Origin of the sequence: Streptomyces sp. NPDC016469, assembly GCF_040632905.1 — a bacterium.
Classification (GTDB): Bacteria; Actinomycetota; Actinomycetes; order Streptomycetales; family Streptomycetaceae; genus Streptomyces.
The window spans coordinates 71,242-90,616 of the sequence record NZ_JBEYCQ010000010.1; the positions used below are offsets into that span (position 1 = coordinate 71,242).

General features: G+C 69.3%; 14 protein-coding genes and 6 pseudogenes. 5 read left to right on the forward strand and 15 right to left on the reverse strand.

Going from position 1 to position 19,375, the window contains the following annotated elements; all coding sequences use genetic code 11:
- Positions 1–987: 987 nt before the first annotated feature.
- The 5 genes and pseudogenes from ABZ565_RS13720 to ABZ565_RS13740 form a co-directional block, all read right to left on the reverse strand.
- Positions 988–2,109, reverse strand: coding sequence for a Gfo/Idh/MocA family oxidoreductase (locus ABZ565_RS13720; protein ID WP_361024934.1), 1,122 nt, complete (start codon positions 2,107–2,109; stop codon positions 988–990).
- Between the two features lie 336 nt (positions 2,110–2,445).
- A pseudogene (locus ABZ565_RS13725) lies at positions 2,446–3,443 on the reverse strand (aldo/keto reductase); the annotation flags it as partial.
- A 107-nt stretch (positions 3,444–3,550) separates the two neighbouring features.
- Positions 3,551–4,255, reverse strand: coding sequence for a hypothetical protein (locus ABZ565_RS13730; RefSeq protein WP_361024937.1), 705 nt, complete (start codon positions 4,253–4,255; stop codon positions 3,551–3,553).
- A 99-nt stretch (positions 4,256–4,354) separates the two neighbouring features.
- Complete coding sequence (locus tag ABZ565_RS13735) at positions 4,355–4,747, reverse strand: type II toxin-antitoxin system death-on-curing family toxin (protein WP_361024940.1); 393 nt, start codon at positions 4,745–4,747, stop codon at positions 4,355–4,357.
- Positions 4,744–4,938: a ribbon-helix-helix protein, CopG family gene (locus tag ABZ565_RS13740; RefSeq protein ID WP_361024943.1), complete on the reverse strand. Its 195-nt coding sequence runs from the start codon at positions 4,936–4,938 to the stop codon at positions 4,744–4,746. The genes ABZ565_RS13735 and ABZ565_RS13740 overlap by 4 nt, the downstream gene beginning before the upstream one ends.
- A 439-nt stretch (positions 4,939–5,377) precedes the next feature.
- Between ABZ565_RS13740 and ABZ565_RS13745 the strand changes: the two are divergent.
- Positions 5,378–6,004: pseudogene (locus ABZ565_RS13745) on the forward strand (transposase); the annotation flags it as partial.
- On the opposite strand, the gene ABZ565_RS13750 reads toward ABZ565_RS13745, so the two are convergent.
- The 7 genes and pseudogenes from ABZ565_RS13750 to ABZ565_RS13780 all read right to left on the reverse strand — a co-directional run bounded on the left by ABZ565_RS13750 (position 5,914) and on the right by ABZ565_RS13780 (position 12,052).
- The gene (locus tag ABZ565_RS13750; protein ID WP_361024946.1) at positions 5,914–6,258 is read right to left on the reverse strand and encodes an SCO5918 family protein; all 345 of its coding nucleotides are present in this window, start codon (positions 6,256–6,258) and stop codon (positions 5,914–5,916) included. The pseudogene ABZ565_RS13745 and the gene ABZ565_RS13750 overlap by 91 nt on opposite strands.
- 44 nt (positions 6,259–6,302) lie before the next feature.
- Positions 6,303–6,706: pseudogene (locus tag ABZ565_RS13755) on the reverse strand (CBS domain-containing protein).
- Positions 6,707–6,752: 46 nt separating this feature from the next.
- Positions 6,753–8,243 (reverse strand): DEAD/DEAH box helicase, encoded by a 1,491-nt coding sequence (locus ABZ565_RS13760; RefSeq protein ID WP_361024949.1) that lies wholly within the window; start codon positions 8,241–8,243, stop codon positions 6,753–6,755.
- A 367-nt stretch (positions 8,244–8,610) separates the two neighbouring features.
- Positions 8,611–8,814 carry a cold-shock protein gene (locus ABZ565_RS13765; protein ID WP_361024952.1) on the reverse strand — a complete coding sequence of 68 codons (204 nt, stop codon included), beginning with the start codon at positions 8,812–8,814 and terminating at the stop codon, positions 8,611–8,613.
- 349 nt (positions 8,815–9,163) lie between these two features.
- Positions 9,164–10,399: a PP2C family protein-serine/threonine phosphatase gene (locus ABZ565_RS13770; protein ID WP_361025280.1), complete on the reverse strand. Its 1,236-nt coding sequence runs from the start codon at positions 10,397–10,399 to the stop codon at positions 9,164–9,166.
- 265 nt (positions 10,400–10,664) lie between these two features.
- Positions 10,665–10,814 (reverse strand): annotated as a pseudogene (locus ABZ565_RS13775) (MerR family transcriptional regulator); the annotation flags it as partial.
- Between the two features lie 98 nt (positions 10,815–10,912).
- A complete protein-coding gene (locus ABZ565_RS13780) occupies positions 10,913–12,052 on the reverse strand; it encodes a helix-turn-helix domain-containing protein (RefSeq protein ID WP_361024955.1) in 1,140 nt (379 codons plus the stop codon).
- A gap of 86 nt (positions 12,053–12,138) precedes the next feature.
- On the opposite strand from ABZ565_RS13780, the gene ABZ565_RS13785 reads away from it, so the two are divergent.
- The 4 genes and pseudogenes from ABZ565_RS13785 to ABZ565_RS13800 form a co-directional block, all read left to right on the forward strand.
- Positions 12,139–13,200, forward strand: coding sequence for a ferredoxin reductase (locus ABZ565_RS13785; RefSeq protein WP_361024958.1), 1,062 nt, complete (start codon positions 12,139–12,141; stop codon positions 13,198–13,200).
- A gap of 7 nt (positions 13,201–13,207) precedes the next feature.
- Positions 13,208–14,326, forward strand: a complete 1,119-nt coding sequence (locus ABZ565_RS13790) for an acyl-CoA desaturase (protein ID WP_361024961.1) — start codon at positions 13,208–13,210, stop codon at positions 14,324–14,326.
- 70 nt (positions 14,327–14,396) lie between these two features.
- Positions 14,397–14,531: a DUF6207 family protein gene (locus tag ABZ565_RS13795; RefSeq protein ID WP_361025283.1), complete on the forward strand. Its 135-nt coding sequence runs from the start codon at positions 14,397–14,399 to the stop codon at positions 14,529–14,531.
- 152 nt (positions 14,532–14,683) lie between these two features.
- Positions 14,684–15,220: pseudogene (locus ABZ565_RS13800) on the forward strand (MFS transporter); the annotation flags it as partial.
- A gap of 106 nt (positions 15,221–15,326) precedes the next feature.
- On the opposite strand, the pseudogene ABZ565_RS13805 reads toward ABZ565_RS13800, so the two are convergent.
- From ABZ565_RS13805 to ABZ565_RS13815, 3 genes and pseudogenes are all read right to left on the reverse strand, one after another.
- Positions 15,327–15,431, reverse strand: a pseudogene (locus ABZ565_RS13805) (MerR family transcriptional regulator); the annotation flags it as partial.
- 225 nt (positions 15,432–15,656) lie between these two features.
- On the reverse strand, positions 15,657–17,012 hold the full coding sequence (locus tag ABZ565_RS13810; protein ID WP_361024964.1) for a class I SAM-dependent RNA methyltransferase: 1,356 nt from the start codon (positions 17,010–17,012) through the stop codon (positions 15,657–15,659).
- A gap of 111 nt (positions 17,013–17,123) precedes the next feature.
- On the reverse strand, positions 17,124–19,172 hold the full coding sequence (locus ABZ565_RS13815) for an APC family permease (RefSeq protein ID WP_361024967.1): 2,049 nt from the start codon (positions 19,170–19,172) through the stop codon (positions 17,124–17,126).
- Between the last annotated feature and the right edge of the window lie 203 nt (positions 19,173–19,375).

Here is a 19,375-nt window from a genome sequence, read left to right on the forward strand (position 1 = left end):
ACCACGCGCAGAGGGAGCAGGTCAGCTCACTGTCTCCCTTGCCCACAACCTGTTCGGGCCGCAGCCACGTGGCTGCGGCCCGAACAGGCGTCTTCTCAGACGTCGGTTCGCCGCGTGTGCATAGTTCTGCCGCTTCGATGCCACGAAGCGGCACTCGGCATAGCTCCTGGACGACAACTACCAGTCTTCTGATCCCCCGCCGGCGCAAGGGTGAAGTGTCATCCGGCGACCGTCGGGTGACCCCCGCCGGGCAGGCGATTCATCGGATCCCGGGGAAGGATGGGAGAGCGCCCCCGACCACCTGCCGATACACCGCGTGAAACACTCGCAGACCGGCAAGCCAGGGAAGCCCAGCAGACTCCTGGGACCAGACCAAGCGCCTGACCGAATACGTCACAGCAGTACGCGACCACGCCACATCGCTGCCACCCGGAGCGGAAAGGACAGAGATCGAGGCGTGGCTCGCCTTCACGGACGCCCACCTCCAGCAGCTCGCCAGAGGCGCCTCGGCGCCGAAGCTACCCACGCCGCCACACCCCAGCCGCGCAGATCTTGAGCCGTACCTCGCCACCGTGAAGCCGTCCGCGAACCGAACTCCCGCTCAGCACCGGAGCCAGCCCAGCCAGAGGCCGTCGGACCGCATCTGACAGGCCGTCAACCACGTGGACGAACACCTGACGCACGTCACCCGTAACACACACTCGCTAAAACAGCAGCTCAGCGGCCCTTTTCGGCAGGCTCAAGGATCGCCACGCACTCCACATGATGCGTCATCGAAAAGACGTCAGCCGGCACCATATCAAGCAAAATGCGTGGTCAGAGGCGCGTTTCAGCTCATATCGGCGGCCATCCGGGAGCCGGAGCGTCAAACGAGCGTCATCGAACCACCTGCCCGACAGCCGTCGAGTGCAGGTAACCCGGACGCACCGACCTGCGGGAACTGTCCATCACCGGCTCGGCCCATCCGACCGAGACCCACACATCCGGTCACGCTGCCGCAATGACGGATGCGATGCTGCGGTGCCGGGCGACGCCGTGCGCGAAATCGGGTACGCGTGACGTGCCCTCCCGCAGGTCCTCCAGGAACTGCCGGTAGGCATGGGCAACTGCGTAGGCCGACGCGTCGGCCCAGGGGTCCAGTCGCGGGACGCGAACATACGGTTCCGGCACCGTCATGGGAGCGAGCACGGTGGACGTTCCGCGGCCGCCCTCCAAGGTGAGCGGGCTGAGCTGTGGGTGGCCGATCGGTGCGGTGAGGACGAGGTCGCCCTCGGTGCCGTTGATCTCCCAGCGGAAGTTGGTTCCCCGGGACATGCCTCCGCGATAGTGGAAGGTGGCCACCGCTCCGTCCGGCAGCCGTCCTGAGGCCACCACCTGGTCCGCGGCGGTCATCGGCACGGGCTGTCCGTTCTCGGTGTCCACGGCCGACGTACGCCTCGACACCAGTTGGATCCGCAGTTCCTCGGGCTCTCCCAGGACCGACGCGAGTCCGTCGAGAGCGTGGCTGAAGGGAATCGTCAGCAGTGTCGCGCCGTTCGCGGCGTCGAGCACATAGTGATCGCCGGGGCCGACGGTGGCACCCCAAGCGCCGCCGGAGCCGACCACCGTCGTGGACAGCACCTCCCCCACATAGCCGTCGGCCACGAGATGCCGTGCGTAGGTGAGCGCCGGGTGCGACCGCGCCTGGAGTCCGACGACGGTCGGCACGGCGCGACCGCGCGCCGACTGCGCCATGTCCTCGGCTTCCGCGAGTCCGTTGCCCAGCGGCCACTCGCACAGCACGCTCTTGCCGGCGCTCAGCGCCGTCCGCACCAGCTCCCGGTGGTGCGGCACCTTCACCGCCACGACCACCAGGTCCACCTCGTCGCAGGCCACCAGTTCGGCAGCCGTCCCGAAGGCGCGGGACACACCGTGCTTCTGTCCGGAGCGCTCCGCGGATTGTTTCGAACTCGCGCTCAGGGCCCTCAGCTCATAACCCGGGACGGCGCGCAGGGCGGGCAGGTGAGAGCGCTCGGCCCAGCCACCGTGCGCCCCGAGTCCTATGATCCCTACTCCGATCGGCTTCCCGGCTTGGGCCAGCTCGGCAAGCAGTGACTCGGATGTGTTCATGGTTCGTCACCTGTTCTTCGTGTGAAGGGCACGGACGTCGCTCGCAGTGGCCATGGAGCAGATACGGAAGCGACCCTCCACGTGCCCGGTTCATGAGAGGTGGGGTCGCGTGTCGAGCAGGCGCCGGTGTGGGAGATTCACGCCCGGTGGGTGCGGGGGTCAGCGGGTGATGCCGTGGACGGACGTGCAGGACACGGTGCTGTTGTGGGTGCCGCGGAACTTCCGGTTCGGCTCACCGAACACGCCGACGGAGACCGTGTCGCCGGAAGGCCCGATGCCGGAAGCCCGCCTGGCCGTCGGCGGTCGATTCCCCGTGCGTGCAGGTGGCTTCGGACCGCGCTCGCTGTCCAGCAGAGCCATGAGGGTTGCGGCGTAACGGGTTCCGGCCACCGCGCCGGCCGGGACGGCCTCGTCCATCCTGCCGAGGTCGGCCTCGGTGAGGGTGACGTCGGCCGCCGCCAGAGCCTCCTCGATGCGGTGCGGCCGGCGGGTGCCCAGGACGGCCACGATGGTGCCGCGCTCGCGGCCCCGGGCGATGACCCAGGCGGTGGCGAGCTGCGCGACGCTGATGCCGCGTGCGTCGGCGAGCGGTCGCAGCCGGTCGACCAGGGTGAGGTTCGTGGCGAGGTTGTCGGGGTGGGGGCGGGGCAGCCAGTGGGTGCGTGGGTCACCTCCGGCGGGTTGTCGGTAGGTGCCGGTGAGCAGACCGTGTGCGAGGACCCCGTAAGCGGTGACGCCGATCCCCAGCTCGCGGCAGGTGTCCAGAATGCCGTTGGTCTCGGGGCATGGCTGAACAGGGAGTATTCGATCTGTACGTCGCAGATCGGGTGCACGGCGTGGGCGCGGCGGATGGTCTCCGGCCCTACCTCGGAGAGTCCGACGTGGCGTACGTATCCGGCCTGGACCAGTTCGGAGATCGCGCCGATCCTGTCCTCGATCGGGGTGTCGGGGGCGAGGCGGGAGGGGTGGTAGATGTCGATGTGGTCGGTGCCGAGGCGGCGCAGCGAGTAGGCGAGTGCGTTCTTCACGTGGGCGGGACGGCCCTCGATGCCGACGAAGATTCCGTCGGGGTCGCGCAGGCCGCCGAACTTGACGCTCAGGAGCGCCTTTTCGCGATCGCTGTCGCGGAGTGCGCGGCGGATGAGGTCCTCGTTGTGACCCGTGCCGTAGAAGTCGGCGGTGTCGAGGAGGGTGACGCCGGCCGCGAGGGCCGCGTGGATCGTGGCGATGGCATCGGCCTCGTCAGCGGGCGCGGCGTGGTCGGACATACCGGCGCAGCCCAATGCGACAGGGGCGACTGGTAAGCCGCCGGTTCCAAGGGGTCGGGTTCGCATGAATCCTTCTCCGGGGTGGAGTGATGAGCGCGGCCGTCAGGGGCCGACGAAGCGGCAGGCGCCTGCTAGCGTTGACATCTCAACACTAGAGAGGCCGCGTTGATATGTCAACATCGGACGTCGGGACTCCCGAGCCGGACGAGGCACCGACCGAGGCCGCACTGGATCCCGTCGCCCTCTGGTCCGCCTTCAAGCGCGCCCACGAGATCATCCGAACCCGTGTGATCGCGGACGCCGCCGAGGCCGCGGGCCTTTCCGAGCCGGACCTGACGATCCTCGCCGCCCTGAACAAGGGCAGGGGGTCCCTGCGCCAGAGCGAGCTCGCCGCGTCGCCCGGCTGGGACCGCACCCGCGTCTCCCACCAGCTCACCCGCATGGGCGAACGCCGGCTCGTCATCCGCGAACGCGCCGGCGGTGTCATCGTCACCTTCACCGACGCCGGACGCCAGGCCGTCACCGCCGTGCACCCCGGCCTTTTGGAGTCCCGGGTCGCCGCCGACCACGTGACCGATCTCCACTGCCGCGCCGGCCGGGCCGCCGCGAACACCCGGCGGGCGGTTCAGTGCGGAAGGAGGCGGGACTCGCACGCGCGCCGCGTCCGTGAAGACGCTCCTATGCTCCTCGAGACGCTCGTTGACCTCGAAGTCGCCGATCTCGCGCCACACCGCCTGGTTCAGTGCCCGGGCATGAACGTACACAGGGGCATAAAGGCGAACAGGGCCAAGCGGAACAAGGTGCCACTCGGCGTCCCAGAGCCCGCCCATCACCGCCGCACCCCACATCACTTCTCCGGTCACCACAAGGGGAGCCATGCCCTCCAGCGCGCAGCGCCCCGGTTCCGGCCCGATCCGAGCAGGCCGGACGATGTGCGGGCCGGGCCCGCCCGTGCCCGGCCCGCACATCGTCGAAGGTCAAGAAACGGGGAACCAGGCCGCCAGGCGCTTGGCGATTACCGGTACATCGATGGTGTCCTGTGCGACGTCCTCGACGAACGGACCGGCAACAAAGACGGGCGGCGGGACGGTACTGGCGCTCACGCCGTTGAACCGCAGGAAGACACGCATGGCGAGCCAGGCGGTGCGCTTGTTGCCGTCGATCAGCGCGTGATTGCGGGCGACGGAGTGCAGCAGTGCCGCAGCCTTCTCGTGCAGCGTGGGATAGAGCTCGGCCCCGAACACATGGGTCCGGGGCCGTTCGATCGCCGACACCAGAAGCCCCATGTCACGCACGCTGTGCTCGGTTCCGTTGACCGCACGGGCGATGGCCAGGATCTCGTCGAGCTGGATGTAGCGCACGCCGGTCACTGCAGGTAGTCCAGGATCTCCGCATCGCTGTCCATCAACTCGGCCAGGACGTCATCGACCTTCAGCTCGGCCCGGTCCTGGGCGTCACGGATGGCCTCGATGGCGAGCTCCTGCTTGCTGCGGCCCTCCCGACGAGCCCGCTCGGTGAGCTTCGCGTCAAGGTCGTCGGGGAGTCGGAGTGTCATCGCCATACAAGGATGATACCTGACCGGTATCACAGTGCGCGGTCGAGCCGCGTTCCCTGGCAACGGGTGGTCGAAGATGGTGGCTCGCACCGCCCGCGGCGGTGCGGCAGAGACTTCCGCTTCGAGCGTCATCCGAGCGTCAAAAATCTTCGAACGACCCTCTGAAGGCGTCGCCCATGCAGGCACCTCGCTCACGGGTCCGCAGGTCAGCAAGCTGCAAAGATCAATCCTCCTGCTCGAACCGCTGCACGGAGGGAAACAGGTCGAGCAACCCACCCGGACAACAAAAGCGCAGGTCAAGAACCCTTGCTCGCACACTCCGGAATCGCCACGCACTCCACATGATGCGTCATCGCGAAACATGTGGAACGAACTCACGTGAAAGAAGCCGCAGGTCAGCACCCGGCAGCGGATTTTCTCGGCAAAACTCCCCTAACCTGGCCGCGGCACGCTCGCCGAGTGCGACCGCGTCGCAGACGGCAGGGCCGACTACTTCCCCCAGCACAAGCGGCAAGGCGTGAACGTGCAGGTCGTCACCGACCCGGTCGGCAAGATCCTGTGGCAGTCGCCGGCACTGCCCGGCAGGACCCACGACCTGACCGCCGCTCGCACCCGCAAGATCCTCCGGATCTGCGAGTGCCAGGGCGTCCCGGCCTCCGAGAGCTACCGCGGCGAGGGCAAGACCGACGCCAAGGACGCCGCCGTCATCGCCGATCAGGTTCGCATCCGCGGCGACCTGCAACCCTTACGGACCGGCGACGAGACGGTCACCGACCTCAAGATCCTCACCGGGCGGCGCATGGACCTGGTCGCCGACCGCACCCGCACCGTTAACCAACGGTTGGCGGACGCGAGAACTCCCATCCGGTTGCCGAGTTGGTCGAACGAGCGGCCGGATGGGCTGGCCCGCTCCGCGCGGTACGAGTTGGACACGAGTCTGGGCTGCACAGCTGTTGCCGTGCAGCCCAGATCGTGGGTGCCTCAGATCCCGCCGAGATCCGCGACGAGTTCAGCGGCGACGGCCACCGGGACGCCGCCCACCGCGGAGGCTTGTTGGAGCGGTGTGAGGTGATGCGTGGAGACGGTGTCCTCCCGCTGCTCGCGGCAGGTGAAGCCGAGCTGGGTCATGGCTCGCGTGACTTCGACGGCACTGAAATCGCGGCGGTCCTGGCGCGTGACGACCTGCCCGACCTGCTTGACCGGGTACGTGCGGCGGCCGACGGTCACCGACGCCCCGAGGGCCTTCTCAGGCTTGACGCCCCTCATCGTTTCCAAGACGCCGCTCTTGGTGAGTTCGAACGGGAAGCGGGCGATGACACAGCGCATGATGCCTCACAGGGGAAGCGGACGGGGAGCGGTGGTGAGGCGCTTCAGCGCGCGAGGGCGAGGACGCCCAGAGCGCTTCCCTGCTCGTCGACGACGGGCAGGGCGTCGAGGCCGCGGTAGCGCATGGCGTGTTCGGCCTCGGCCATCGTGGTCCTGGTCGAGGTGAACGGCCCGCGGTCGCCGAGAACAGCGCGCAGACGGACGTGGTCCGTGCATGCGGCGGTGTCGCGGAGGGCGGTGAGCTGGCCTGGGTGTCCAGCCCGGCAGGGAGGCCGTCCTCGTCGCAGTCGAGCAGATGGTCCGTGCGGGCACTGGCCATGATGGCCAGGGCCACTTCGACCGTCGTGTCATCACAGACCTGCGGAGCGGCCGCCTCCATCGCGGTGTCCACCGTGCGGCGCGCGGGATTGACGTTCGCCGGGCGGGGCTGCATCTGGACCAGCGTCAACACGTGCCTGCTGCAGAGGTGGGCCGGTTTCCGAATCACTGGGCTCTCAGGCCGCCGCATCGAAGGCAGGCTGTCGCACCGCTACGCGCCGGGCGCCGGAGGCGGGGCTGCGCCGGCCGCGGGGGGCGGCGCTGCGTGCGCGCCGTTCGGCGACCGGTGTTGTGATGACGACCGGGATGCCGGAGGGAGTCTGGGCGCCGGTGATCCGGTTCAGGGCTTCCTCGCCGGAGCGGACCTGGGTGGTGAGCGCGGTGATGCCTGCGGCCGCCATCAAACGCGTCATCTCTCGACGCTGATTGGACATGACCAGGGTGACGACGCTGCCGGACTCGCCCGCCCGGGCGGTGCGGCCGCCGCGGTGCAGGTAGTCCTTGGGGTCGGTCGGCGGGTCGACGTTGACGACGAGGTCGAGGTTGTCGACGTGGATGCCGCGCGCGGCGACGTTGGTCGCGACCAGCACGGTGACGTGGCCGGTTTTGAACTGGGTCAGGGTGCGGGTCCGCTGGGGCTGGGACTTGCCTCCGTGCAGCGCGGCGGCCCGTACGCCGTTGCTGAGCAGGTGTTCGGTCAGGCGGTCGACGGCGTGCTTGGTGTCCAGGAACATCATCACCCGGCCTTCGCGCGCCGCGATCTCCGTCGTCATCCGCTGCTTGTCGGCGCCGTGGACGTGCAGTACGTGGTGCTCCATCGTCGTGACCGCGCCGGCCGAGGGGTCGACGGAGTGGACGACGGGGTCGGTGAGGTAGCGGCGGACCAGCAGGTCGACGTTGCGGTCCAGAGTGGCAGAGAACAGCATGCGCTGCCCCTCGGGCCGTACCTGGTCCAGCAGGGCGGTGACCTGCGGCATGAAGCCCATGTCGGCCATCTGGTCGGCCTCGTCCAGGACGGTGATCGCGACCTGATTCAGGCGGCAGTCACCACGGTCGATGAGGTCCTTCAGCCGGCCGGGGGTGGCGACGACGACCTCCGCACCGTTCCTCAGCGCATTGGCCTGGCGGCCGATGGGCATACCGCCCACCACCGTCGCCAGGCGCAGCTTCGCCGCGCGGGCGTACGGGGTCAGCGCCGTAGTGACCTGCTGGGCGAGCTCGCGGGTGGGCACGAGGATCAGGGCCAGCGGCTGCCCGGGCTCGGCGCGTTGCCCCGCCGTACGGGCCAGCAGGGCCAGACCGAAGGCAAGGGTCTTGCCGGAGCCGGTGCGGCCGCGGCCCAGGACATCACGGCCGGCGAGGGTGTTGGGCAGCGTCGCGCCCTGGATCGGGAACGGGACCTTCATCCCTTCGGTGCCCAGAGCGGCCAGCAGCGGGGCGGGCATGTCCAGGTCCGCGAAGGTCTCGACCGCGGGCAGCGCCGGAGTGACCGTCTTCGGCAGGGCGAACTCACCCTGCACCGAGGCGGGGCGGCGGTCGCCATGGCCCGAACGGGCGGAGAAGCTGGAACGGGCGGGAGCGCCGGTACGGCCCGTGCGGGGAGAACCGCTCTGGCCGCCGGTGCGGGTGCGGGAATAGCGGTCGTTCGTGCGAGTGCTGCGGTCCATGCGGAACCTTCCTCGATGCGGCACGTATCGAGGAATTCCCCTGACGGGTATTCGCGAGAACGGGCCGAAGAAAGACGGGGGCAGAGCCGTGCCGCGAGAAGAGCGGATAGGGCTTGCGGAGATAGTGCCGCGCAGTGCGTCAAGGAGGCCGGGTAAACGGCGGACGGCTTACAGGCGACAGGGGCGGGGCGGGCGCTGCGTGAGAACGTATCCGCCGGGCCGGACAGTGGAGCGGGTCGGCGCGAGGCGCCGCCAACCGCCGCTCACACTGAAACGTCGGGATGCGACGTGGAGTGTGAGGGGGAAAAGCAACGAGCTGGGGCCCGCACCCCAAGGTGCGGGCCCCAGCTACGTATACGCGTCAGCGTCAGGCGGGGACGATGTTCTCGGCCTGCGGGCCCTTCTGGCCCTGCGTGACGTCGAAGTTCACCTTCTGGCCTTCCTGAAGCTCGCGGAAGCCAGAGGAGGCGATGTTCGAGTAGTGAGCGAAGACGTCAGCGCCGCCGCCGTCCTGCTCGATGAAGCCAAAACCCTTTTCCGCGTTGAACCACTTCACGATGCCAGATGCCATATTAATCTCCTTTGGGGCAGTGCCCGGAATCACACTGTGCGGTTCCGGAGTCGCCGCGATGATTGCCCCGACCGGAAAATCGGCGGAAACACAAAGCGCTTCCAGCGGGCGAGAAGGCCGGCGAGGGAAGCGCTTGAATCTTTGCGAACCAAGACTGCAACTGAGATCGACTGTAGCACGCCGGAGCGGCCCCCGCGCGCAAGGCTATTCTACTCACCCCCCGGCGATAAAAACCCTTACCTTTATGCGCGGAAAATTCTCACCTAGCGGCCACAGACTTTCCCCCGCACGGAACGAATGCACGAGACCCAACCGGCCGAGCTCTCCCGTAGAGACGCCGTTGAGCGGGTCACCGTTCGGGGCTGGTCCCCGTGGTTGAGGGGAGTGAGGCGTCGGTGAGGTTGGCGCCGGTGGCGGCGTCCCGTTGGGTCGGGGCGGTGCCATGCCAGTCAAGGCACATGACGGTCGCGTCGTCCTCCAGGTGCCCGTCGCCGGCGTCGACGATCGCCCCGATGAGGGTGCGGGCGGCTTCCCGGGGATGCAGGTCGCGGGTGCGGACGATGAGCCCGGACAGGTCCACGGTGTCGGCGTTGCGTTCCAGCATGCCGTCCGTCAGCATCACCAGCCGGTCGCCGGGCCGCAGGTCCAGTGACTGCACCCGATAGTCACGGGGGCCGAGGATGCCGAACGGCAGATCGACCTCCGGAACGATCTGGGTCACTTCGCCGTCGCGCATCCGCAGCGGCCAGGGGTGTCCGGCGTTGATGAACTCGGTGGATCCGTCGAGCAGGCTGATCCGCAGCAGCTGACCGGTCACGTAGCCTTCGCGGCCGTGCTCGCGCATGGCTTCGTCGGCCTGTCGGGCCTGTTCCCGGAGGCCCTCGCCCGCCCGCCGGGCCCGGCGCAGGGCGCCCACCACGAGGGTGGCCAGCAAGGAGGCGGCGACGTCGTGCCCCATGGCGTCGGTGACGGACAGCTGGACGGTGTCCCGGTCGACCACGTAGTCGAAGGTGTCCCCTCCCACGTGGTCGGCGGGTTCCAGCGCCCCGGCCACCGCGAACTGCGCGGCCTCGCACGCCAGCGACGCAGGAAGCAGCCGGTGCTGGATCTCCGCGGCCAGATTGAGCGGGCGCGTACGCCGGCCCCATTGGTATACGTCGGTGAAGGATCGGTTCGCGATCACGATGTAGGCCAGCGCATGCGCCGTCTCACCGATCTCCCGCATCACCTGCGCGTCCGGCGGCGCGGGCAGGAACAGTTCCATAAGCCCGATGGCATCCCCGCGGTTGGTCACCGGAGCGACCACCCGCACGAGCGCACCAGACCCTTCGTCCTGCACGTTCGGACGCTGGCTGCGGATCACGTCGTCGTACAGCGTGCCCCGCAGCGTGATGCGCTGGGCGCGCTCACCCGTCTCGACGCTGCCCGCGGCACCCAGCCGTACGACCGAGCCACCTGTGAAGTCGGTGATCAGGAAGGACACCGACACTGCCCCGAGGCGCTCCTTGAGCGTGCGCGCGACCACGTCAAGGGCTTCCACGGGCGCCGCGGCCTCCGCCGCCTCCAGTATCCCCGCGAGCGTCATCCCCTCACGCACAGGGCCACCCTTCACACGGAGACCAGAGTGTGGCCCGCCGTTCCCGCCTGGCTCTCCTGCGATCACAGACCCTCCTGAAGCGACAGTGCCCTCGCCAGTCAGCCGCCCCTGCGACACCCGGCGCCCGGAGCACTCACATTGCACCACGGGAGAACGGACCGGCGGGCACCCGCCCGCCGGACACCCAAGACCTGCACGGCCAGGGCGACCCAGCCCGCCCTTCAACTACACCCTCGCCTGGAAAAGCCGCCCTTCAGGCGATGGCCCGGGCGCGCGCCCCGCCACCGCACTGTTCCGCATTGAGGTTCCGGGCTTCCTCGGGCTGGTCTTCGGGGATGACGATCCGGCAGGCAGCCTCGATCGGGGCGCCCTGGTCGACGAGTTCGCGGGCGCGGGCGGCGAGAACTGCAGCTGGAGTACCGGGCGCAGACGATCCTGGCGATGCCGGAAGGTGCAAGCCGCCCTGCTCGCGGACGCGGTCGTGGACGGTCGAAGGACGCGTCAGCTGGCCCGAAGGCCGACCGCGAGCGTCAGTTCGAGGACCCGGTGTGGCGATGCGAGATCCGGAAACAGCTCCCGCAGCTGCGACATCCGGTACCGGACGGTCTGGGGGTGGACGAACAGCGCCGCCGCCATCTCGTTCCGCCTGCCATGGTGCAGCAGCCACGCCCGCAACGTCTCCTTCAGCCGCCTCGCGGTCGCGGCAGGCAGGGTCTGCAACGGTGCGAGGGCTCGGGCGCGCAGATCTGCGAAGGCGTCCGCGTCGGCGCTCAGTACCAGCTCGGGCAGGTGGTCCTCGGTGTCGCGGATGTCAGGGGAGAGGGAGCGGGCTCGGAGGGCTCGTGCGTATGAGGCGGACGCGCGAGTCCATGGCCGGGGGGGACCGACCACGGCGGTGCGGTCGGTCAGCTGCCGCAAGAGATGTGACCGGTCGGCATCGGGGACGAGCAGCACACCGGTGGCGTCCGGCAGGTCGTCGAGGACGAGGGTGCTCGGGTCGAACTCGCGGTAGGCGGGCCGGGCCTGGGCGGCGGGCAGCAGGACCGCGGTCAGCGAGACCGGAGGCTGCCACCCGGCCCGTTGGACAGAGACCAGCAGCGCGTCCGGGTTCGCACCGGCGAGGAGGTCGCGGGCCAGGTATTCCAGGTGGCGCTCATGGGCCCGGCCCTGGGCGGCCAGTTCGTCGGCGTGGCCCGCAGCGCTCGCGGCGGAGAGCTCGTCGATGTAGGCGAAGGTCAGCTCGGCGAACTTGGCGACCTCGGCGGCGGGCAGACCTGCGGGTACGGCGCCCGCTGCCAGACATCGCCAGGCCACGCGGGCGCCGACGCGGTAGGCGCTGAGGAGGGCGTCCATCGAGCGGCCGGCGCGGACCTCGCCGCGGCCCAGCTCGTAGGCTGCGTCACCGGCGTCGCCGCCCGTGGCGTTGCCGCTCGCGAGGTTCAGGTAGTGCCCCAGGGCGGTGCGGACGGCTCGGCGGATGGTGCCGCCCATGCGGCCCGACAGGGCGTTGGCGTAGGGAGGGACCTCGTCGATGATCGCTTGGACGACCTCGTCGGCGGTCGCCTTCAGCGTGGCCCGAAGTGCGGTGACCGTCGTCTCGTCGAGGGCCAGTTCGCTGGCCTTCCGGATTGCATGGTTCACGTTTTGTTCCCTGCGAACAATTCAGCCGACCAGATTTACATCCTGCGGTCAGGACTTTACGCCTTGAGGCGCAGCAAGCTGGAGTCATGACGAGTGCAGCCCTCCGCAGCAGGGCGTGGAAACTGCTGGAGATGGTCACGACGCCGCTGCTGCCGTCGGACTACCTCGACCTGGTCAGTCCGCTGCGTGCGGGCGCCGACCTGCGTGGGCGCATCGAGGCCGTGCACCCCGAGACGGGTGACGCCGCGACGGTCGTGATCAGGCCGGGACGGGGCTGGCGCGGTCACACAGCCGGGCAGTACGTGCGGATCGGGGTCGATGTCGACGGGGTGCGCCTGTGGCGTGCCTACTCGATCACCTCGCCGACGGACCGCCGGGACGGCCGCGTCACGATCACCGTGAAGGCGATCCCGGCCGGCAAGGTCAGCAATTACCTGGTCCGCAGGGCGAAACCGGGCACGCTGATCCAGTTCGACCAGGCGACCGGTGACTTCGTAATGCCGCAGATCAAGCCCGCGAAGGTGCTCTACCTGACGGCCGGCAGCGGCATCACGCCGGTGATGGGCATGCTGCGCGACACCGAACTCGACGACGTCGTCATGGTCCACTCCGCGCCACGCCCGCAAGACGTGCTCTTCCGCAACGACCTGCACGACCTGGTCGCGGCCAAGAAGCTGCGTCTCACCGAGGTGCATACCGACACGGACGGAACGCTCGACATCGCGCGTCTCGACGAACTCGTGCCTGACTGGGCCGAGCGCGAGACCTGGGCCTGTGGGCCTGCGGGCCTGCTCGACACCGCCGAAGATCACTGGACCGAGCACGACGTCCAGGAGCGCCTGCACACCGAACGCTTCCGCCCCGGCATCGTCGTCGCCCGCGACGGTGGCGGCGGCGAGGTCACGTTCAGCACCACCGGCAAGACCGTCGACGCCGACGGCGCCACGCCGTTGCTGGACATCGGCGAGGAGGCCGGCGTGCTCATGCCCTCCGGGTGCCGCATGGGCATCTGCTTCGGCTGCGTCACGCCGCTCACGGCGGGCGCCGTCCGCGACCTGCGCACCGGCGAGATCACCGAAGCCGAGCCGGGCGTCCTCATCCAGACCTGCGTGTCCGCCGCGGCGGGCCCCTGCGACATCGAACGATAGGAGCACCTTGACCGCCATAGACCCCACCGCCCACCTGACCGCGGAGCAGATCGAGGAGCTAGGCCGCGAGCTGGACGCGATCCGCGACGAGGTGATCGCCGGCCGCGGCGAGAAAGACGCCGCCTACATCCGCAAGGTCATCGCGGCGCAGCGCAAGCTCGAGCTGGTCAGCAGAGGCGTGCTGCTGTTCTCGATCTTCCCGCCCGCGTGGCTGATCGGCACCGCCGGCCTGTCCGTGGCGAAGATCATGGACAACATGGAGATCGGCCACAACATCCTGCACGGCCAGTGGGACTGGATGCGGGACCCGAAGATCCACTCCACCACCTGGGACTGGGACCACGTCTCGCCGGCCGACCAGTGGAAGCACTCGCACAACGAGCTGCACCACACGTACACCAACGTGATCGGCAAGGACAACGACCTCGGCTACGGCATCATGCGCGTCGACGAGGACCAGCAGTGGCACCCGCTCCACCTCGGCCAGCCGCTGTGGAACTTCATCAACGCCTGCTTCTTCGAGTACGGCATCGCCGCCTACGACATGGAGCTCGGCAAGAACCTGCACAAGAGCCGCCGCAAGAACCCGGAGTTCCGCGCGCGGGCCAGGGCCGTGGGCCGCAAGATCCGCAAGCAGGTGCTCAAGGACTACGTGATCCACCCGCTCCTTTCGGGCCCGTCGTTCCTCACCACGCTCGCCGCCACGTTCACCGCGAACCTGGTCCGCAACATCTGGTCCCACTCGGTGATCATGTGCGGGCACTTCCCCGAGGGCGTGCAGGTCTTCGAGCGCCGGTCGATCGAGGGCGAGACGCGCGGCCAGTGGTACCTGCGCCAGATGATGGGCTCGGCGAACATCAGCGGCAGCAAGGCCATGCACTTCATGACCGGCAACCTGTCGCACCAGATCGAGCACCACCTGTTCCCGGACCTGCCGAGCAACCGGTACGCCGAGGTCGCGGTGAAGGTGCGCGCACTGTTCGAGAAGTACGAGCTGGAGTACGTCACCGGGCCGCTGCCCAAGCAGGTGCTCTCCGCGTGGCACAAGGTCTTCCGGCTCTCGCTGCCGAACAAGAAGCCCAAGCTCAACACGCCGGACCGCGAGCAGGAGCTCGTCGCGGCCTGACTCCCGGCATTGGTTCAGATCTTTCGGCCGTACCGGCGGCACCACCGGTTTCTGTGAGATCCGCTGCGGACTGCGGGCGACCGCGACGGCAGACCGTACGACACGGGACCCGGGGCAGCCCGGTGTCCGACTTTGCTACTACCTGGACGTGCACCAGGAACTCAGCTCACAGCGCCCGGCAAGCGCGCCCGACGAGGTGGTGTAGTGCGCTGACCTGACATCGTCGGGCCGACGGGCGAGTGCGTACACGCACTCGGTTTGCCGACGGGCGGGCTGGGCGATGGCCCACGACGTGGGGAACTCCTTCAACCGGATCGCCGAAGCACGACCACCACCACTGACGCCGACGACGGGACAGACGGCCGCGGAGGCGTGGTCCTCGGCGCGCTCGTCATGATCCTCACGCAGCTCGTGATGTTCGCCATCATGACCATGACGCCGGTCCACATGCACGGCCACGGCACCGCCGCCGGCCTCGTCATCACCATCAACATCGGCGCCATGTACCTGCCCTCACCGCTGACGGGCTGGCTGGTCGACCGCTACGGTCGCTTGAAGATCGCGGCTGCCTCCGGAATCGTCCTGCTGGCCTCCAGCATCCTCGCCGCCGCGGCGCCCGGCGCCTCGATCGCTCTCCTCTCGCTCGCCCTCGCACTGCTCGGCATCGGTTGGAACTTCGGCCTCGTGGCCGGCACCGCGATCATCACCGACACCGTCCCCCTCGCCACCCGGGCCAAGACCCAGGGCCTGGTCGATGTCTCCATCGCGGTCGCCGGAGCGACCGGTGGCACGGCCTCCGGCATCATGGTCGCCGCGCCCAGCTACCCCGCCCTCGCCCTCACCGCCGAGCCGACGCCGGCCCGGTCCGACGCGCCCTGGCACCAAGCCGGGTGACTTCTCCGCTGCTTGCGGCCGGCCGTACCGCCTGCGCTGTGAACGCTCACGCCGCCCACCGGGACTGTGTGTGCGATGCCCGCCCATCCAGGCGGGCACGCTCATCTCACGCCGCGGTCGTCCGACTGGATCGGGCGGCGCGGTGTTCGCTGTTGATGCGCCGGGCTTCCTCGAGCCGGTCTTCCAGCATGACGATGCGACAGGCGGCCTCGTCCTGCCCGCCGCAGTACGGCAGGCAGGAACCCGGCCGTCCTCCTTCAAGTCCCGTAAAGACAGCCCGCGGGAACGCGCCCGCCACCCGGCACGACCTGCACGATCAGCTAGGTGACGCACCATCAGAACGAGCGTCAAATGAGCGTCGCGAGCGTCATTTCAGCGTCAAGATATCGCCCGTAACGCCCACACCGCCCATCATGCACACGCACGAAACCGCAGGTCAGGAGCCCTTCGCGGCCGGTTCAAGGATGGCAACACACTCTACGTGGTGGGTCATCGGGAACAGGTCGAACGCCCGCAGCGTCCGCACCCGGTACCCCCCGTCCCGGAAGTACGCCAGGTCCCGCGCCAGCGCCGCCGGGTCGCAGGCCACGTACGCGATGCGGCGGGCGCCCAGCGCGACCAGCTGCTTCACCGTGGCCTTGCCGGCGCCCGCGCGGGGCGGGTCCAGGACGATGAGGTCGCATTCGGTGATGCCGGTGCGGGGCAGGACCTGGTCGACCTTGCCGTGTTCGATGCGGACGCGGTCCAGGTCCGCCAGGTTGTGACGGGCGTCCTCGACCGCGCGCTTGCCGGACTCGATGCCGAGGACCGCGCCCTTCTCGCCGATGCGCTGGCCGATGGCGCCGGCGAAGAGGCCGACGCCGCAGTAGAGGTCGAGGGCGGTGTCGTTCTTACGCGGCAGCAGGCCCTGCATGACCGCGCGGACCAGGGTGTTCGCGGCCTGCGGGTGGACCTGCCAGAAGCCGCCGGAGCCGACGCGGTACGTGCGGTCGTCGGCGCGCTCGCGGACGAAACCGCGGCCGTGGACCCGGTGGACGCCGCCGTCGCGCTCGTCCACGCGGAGGACGGAGACCGGCTTGTCGAGCTCGACCAGGGGCAGACGGCCGCCCGGGCGGGGCGTGAGGATGACCTGGCGGTCGTGGGAGCCGGTGGCGGCGATGGCCTCCACCGTGGCCATCTGGGGCCAGTCCTGCTGCTCGACGCCCAGCTCGGAGACCCCGGGCGCGGCGATCATGCAGTGGTCGATGATCTCGATGTCGTGCGAGCGGTGCTTGCGCAGGCCGACGCGGCCGTCCTCGTCGATCGCGTACTGGACGCGGGTGCGCCAGGCCGGCACCTCGCCCGCGGGGACCTTGTCGCCCTCGGCCGGCATGACCGTGCCGTCCCAGCCCGCCTCCTCCGGGGTGAGGCCCGCCAGGCGCTGGAGCTGTTCGGCGATGACCTCGCCCTTCAGGCGGCGCTGGGCCCCCGGCTTGGCGTGCTGCCAGTCGCAGCCGCCGCACTTCCCGGGTCCCGCGAACGGGCACGGGGCCGGCACCCGGTCCTTGGACGCCTCGATGATCTCCACCGCGTCCGCGCGCAGGAAGCGCGCGTCGTCGGAGCCGTCGGTGATCCGGGCGACCACCTTCTCGCCCGGCAGGGTGTGGCGTACGAACAGGACCCGGCCCTCGTCCGTGCGGGCGATGCAGTGGCCGCCGTGCGCGACCGGGCCGACCTCGACCTCGTACTCCCGCCCGACCAGCGACTCCGGCTGTGTCTCCCCGGTCTGCGGCGACGTGGATTCGTTCTGCATGAGGGGATGGCTCCAGGAGGGGAAGGGGGGCGGCCGGCGGCCGGACGACAACAACCTACGAGTCTACGTGCGTGTCGTCCGCCCGCCGACCACACGCGGGGGACCCCCTTCTCAGCCCTTCGGCGTCGGTTCCTTGTGCTTGCGCTCCACCGGACCCCGGCGCACCGAGCCCGGAGCGCTCCAGTCGGCGCGCTTGCGGGCGCGCTTCTTCGCAACCTCCGAGGACTCCAGCTGGTACGGGACCGAGGTGACCATCACACCGGGGGTGAAGAGCAGCCGGCCCTTGAGCCTGAGGGCGCTCTGGTTGTGCAGCAGGTGCTCGTACCAGTGCCCGACGACGTACTCGGGGATGTAGACGCTCACCACATCGCGCGGGCTCTCCCGGCGCAGGCCCTTGACGTACTCGATGACCGGGCGGGTCACCTCGCGGTACGGGGAGTCGAGGATCTTCAGCGGTACGTTGATGCCGCGCCGCTCCCAGTCGTCCCTGAGGGCCTTCGTCTCGGCCGGGTCCACGCTGATGGACAGCGCCTCCAGGTGGTCCGTGCGGATCAGCTTGGCGTAGGCGAGGGCGCGCAGGGTGGGGCGGTGGAGCTTGGAGACCAGGACGATCGCGTGGACCCGGGAGGGGCGGATCGACTCGTCCGGGGCGGTCTCGTCGGCGGCGATCTCCTCGGCGACCCGGTCGTAGTGCTTACGGATCGCGGTCATCGTGCCGTAGAAGATGACCATGCCGAGCAGCGCGACCCAGGCGCCGTGGGTGAACTTCGTGGCGAGGACGACGACGAGCACCAGGCCGGTGAAGAAGGCGCCGAAGGTGTTGATCGCCCGCGAGCGGATCATGTGGCGGCGCTTGACCGGGTCCTTCTCGACCGCGAGATGGCGGTTCCAGTGCCGGACCATGCCGGTCTGGCTGAGGGTGAAGGAGACGAACACGCCGACGATGTACAGCTGGATGAGCCGCGTCGAGTCGGCCCCGTAGATCACGACCAGCAGGATCGCGGCGCCGGCCAGCAGCACGATGCCGTTGGAGAAGGCGAGCCGGTCGCCGCGGGTGTGCAGCTGGCGGGGCAGGTAGCGGTCCTGGGCCAGGATCGAGCCGAGCAGCGGGAAGCCGTTGTACGCGGTGTTCGCGGCCAGGAAGAGGACGAGGGCGGTGGCGGCGGCGAGGATCACGAAGAAGAACGTGCCGTCACCGAAGACCGCGGCCGCGACCTGCGAGATGACCGGGTCCTGGACGAAGCCCGAGCCGACCGGACTGCCGTTGCTGATGAGGTCCTTCGCCGGGTTCTCGGCCATCTTGACGTCGGTGGCCATGGCCAGCGCGATGATGCCGCAGAACATGGTGACGGCGAGCAGGCCCATCATCGCCAGCGTCGTCGCGGCGTTCTTGCTCTTCGGCTTGCGGAACGCGGGCACGCCGTTGCTGATCGCCTCGACACCGGTGAGCGCCGCACAGCCGGAGGAGAACGCGCGCAGCAGCAGGAAGACGAGCGCGAAGCCGGCCAGGCCCTGGTGCTCGGCCTTGATGGTGTACCCGGAGGTGGGGGCGTGCATGGTGTCGCCGAGGACGAGCCCGCGGAAGGCGCCCCAGACGATCATGATGAAGACGCCGGCCACGAAGAGGTACGTGGGGATGGCGAAGAGCTTCCCGGACTCCTTGACCCCGCGCAGGTTCATCAGGGTCAGCAGGACGATGGCGGTGACCGCGCACGCCGTCTTGTGCTCGACGACGAAGGGGATCGCGGAGCCCAGGTTCTCCACGCCGGAGGCGATCGACACGGCCACGGTCAGGACGTAGTCGACCAGCAGTGCGCTGGCGACGGTGAGCCCGGCCTTGGGGCCGAGGTTGGTGGTGGCGACCTCGTAGTCGCCGCCGCCGCTCGGGTAGGCGTGGACGTTCTGCCGGTAGGAGGCGACGACCGTGAACATCAGGACCACGACCGCGACCGCGATCCAGGGGCTGAAGTGGTACGCCGACACGCCCGCGATGGACAGCACGAGGAGGACTTCTCCGGGTGCGTACGCCACAGAGGACAGCGGGTCGGATGCGAAGACGGGGAGCGCGATGCGCTTGGGGAGGAGCGTCTCCCCCAGCTTGTCGCTGCGCAGGGCCCGTCCGATCAGGATCCGTTTGGGCACGTCGGTCAGTTTGGACACGCAGAGGATCGTAAGGGTTCCGTATGGGGCTCGCCCCCGCTTGGGGGGCGTGGCCCCCCAATCTCCTGCGCTCGGCCGGAAACGCCACGGAATCCTTAACGCAATCCTTGCGCCACGCCCGCGGTAAGCGCCCCGGGCACGTCGTCTTTGCCACACCCGCGCCGCGATGCGCACACTCGGATGAGGCGACGCGACCGGCGCCG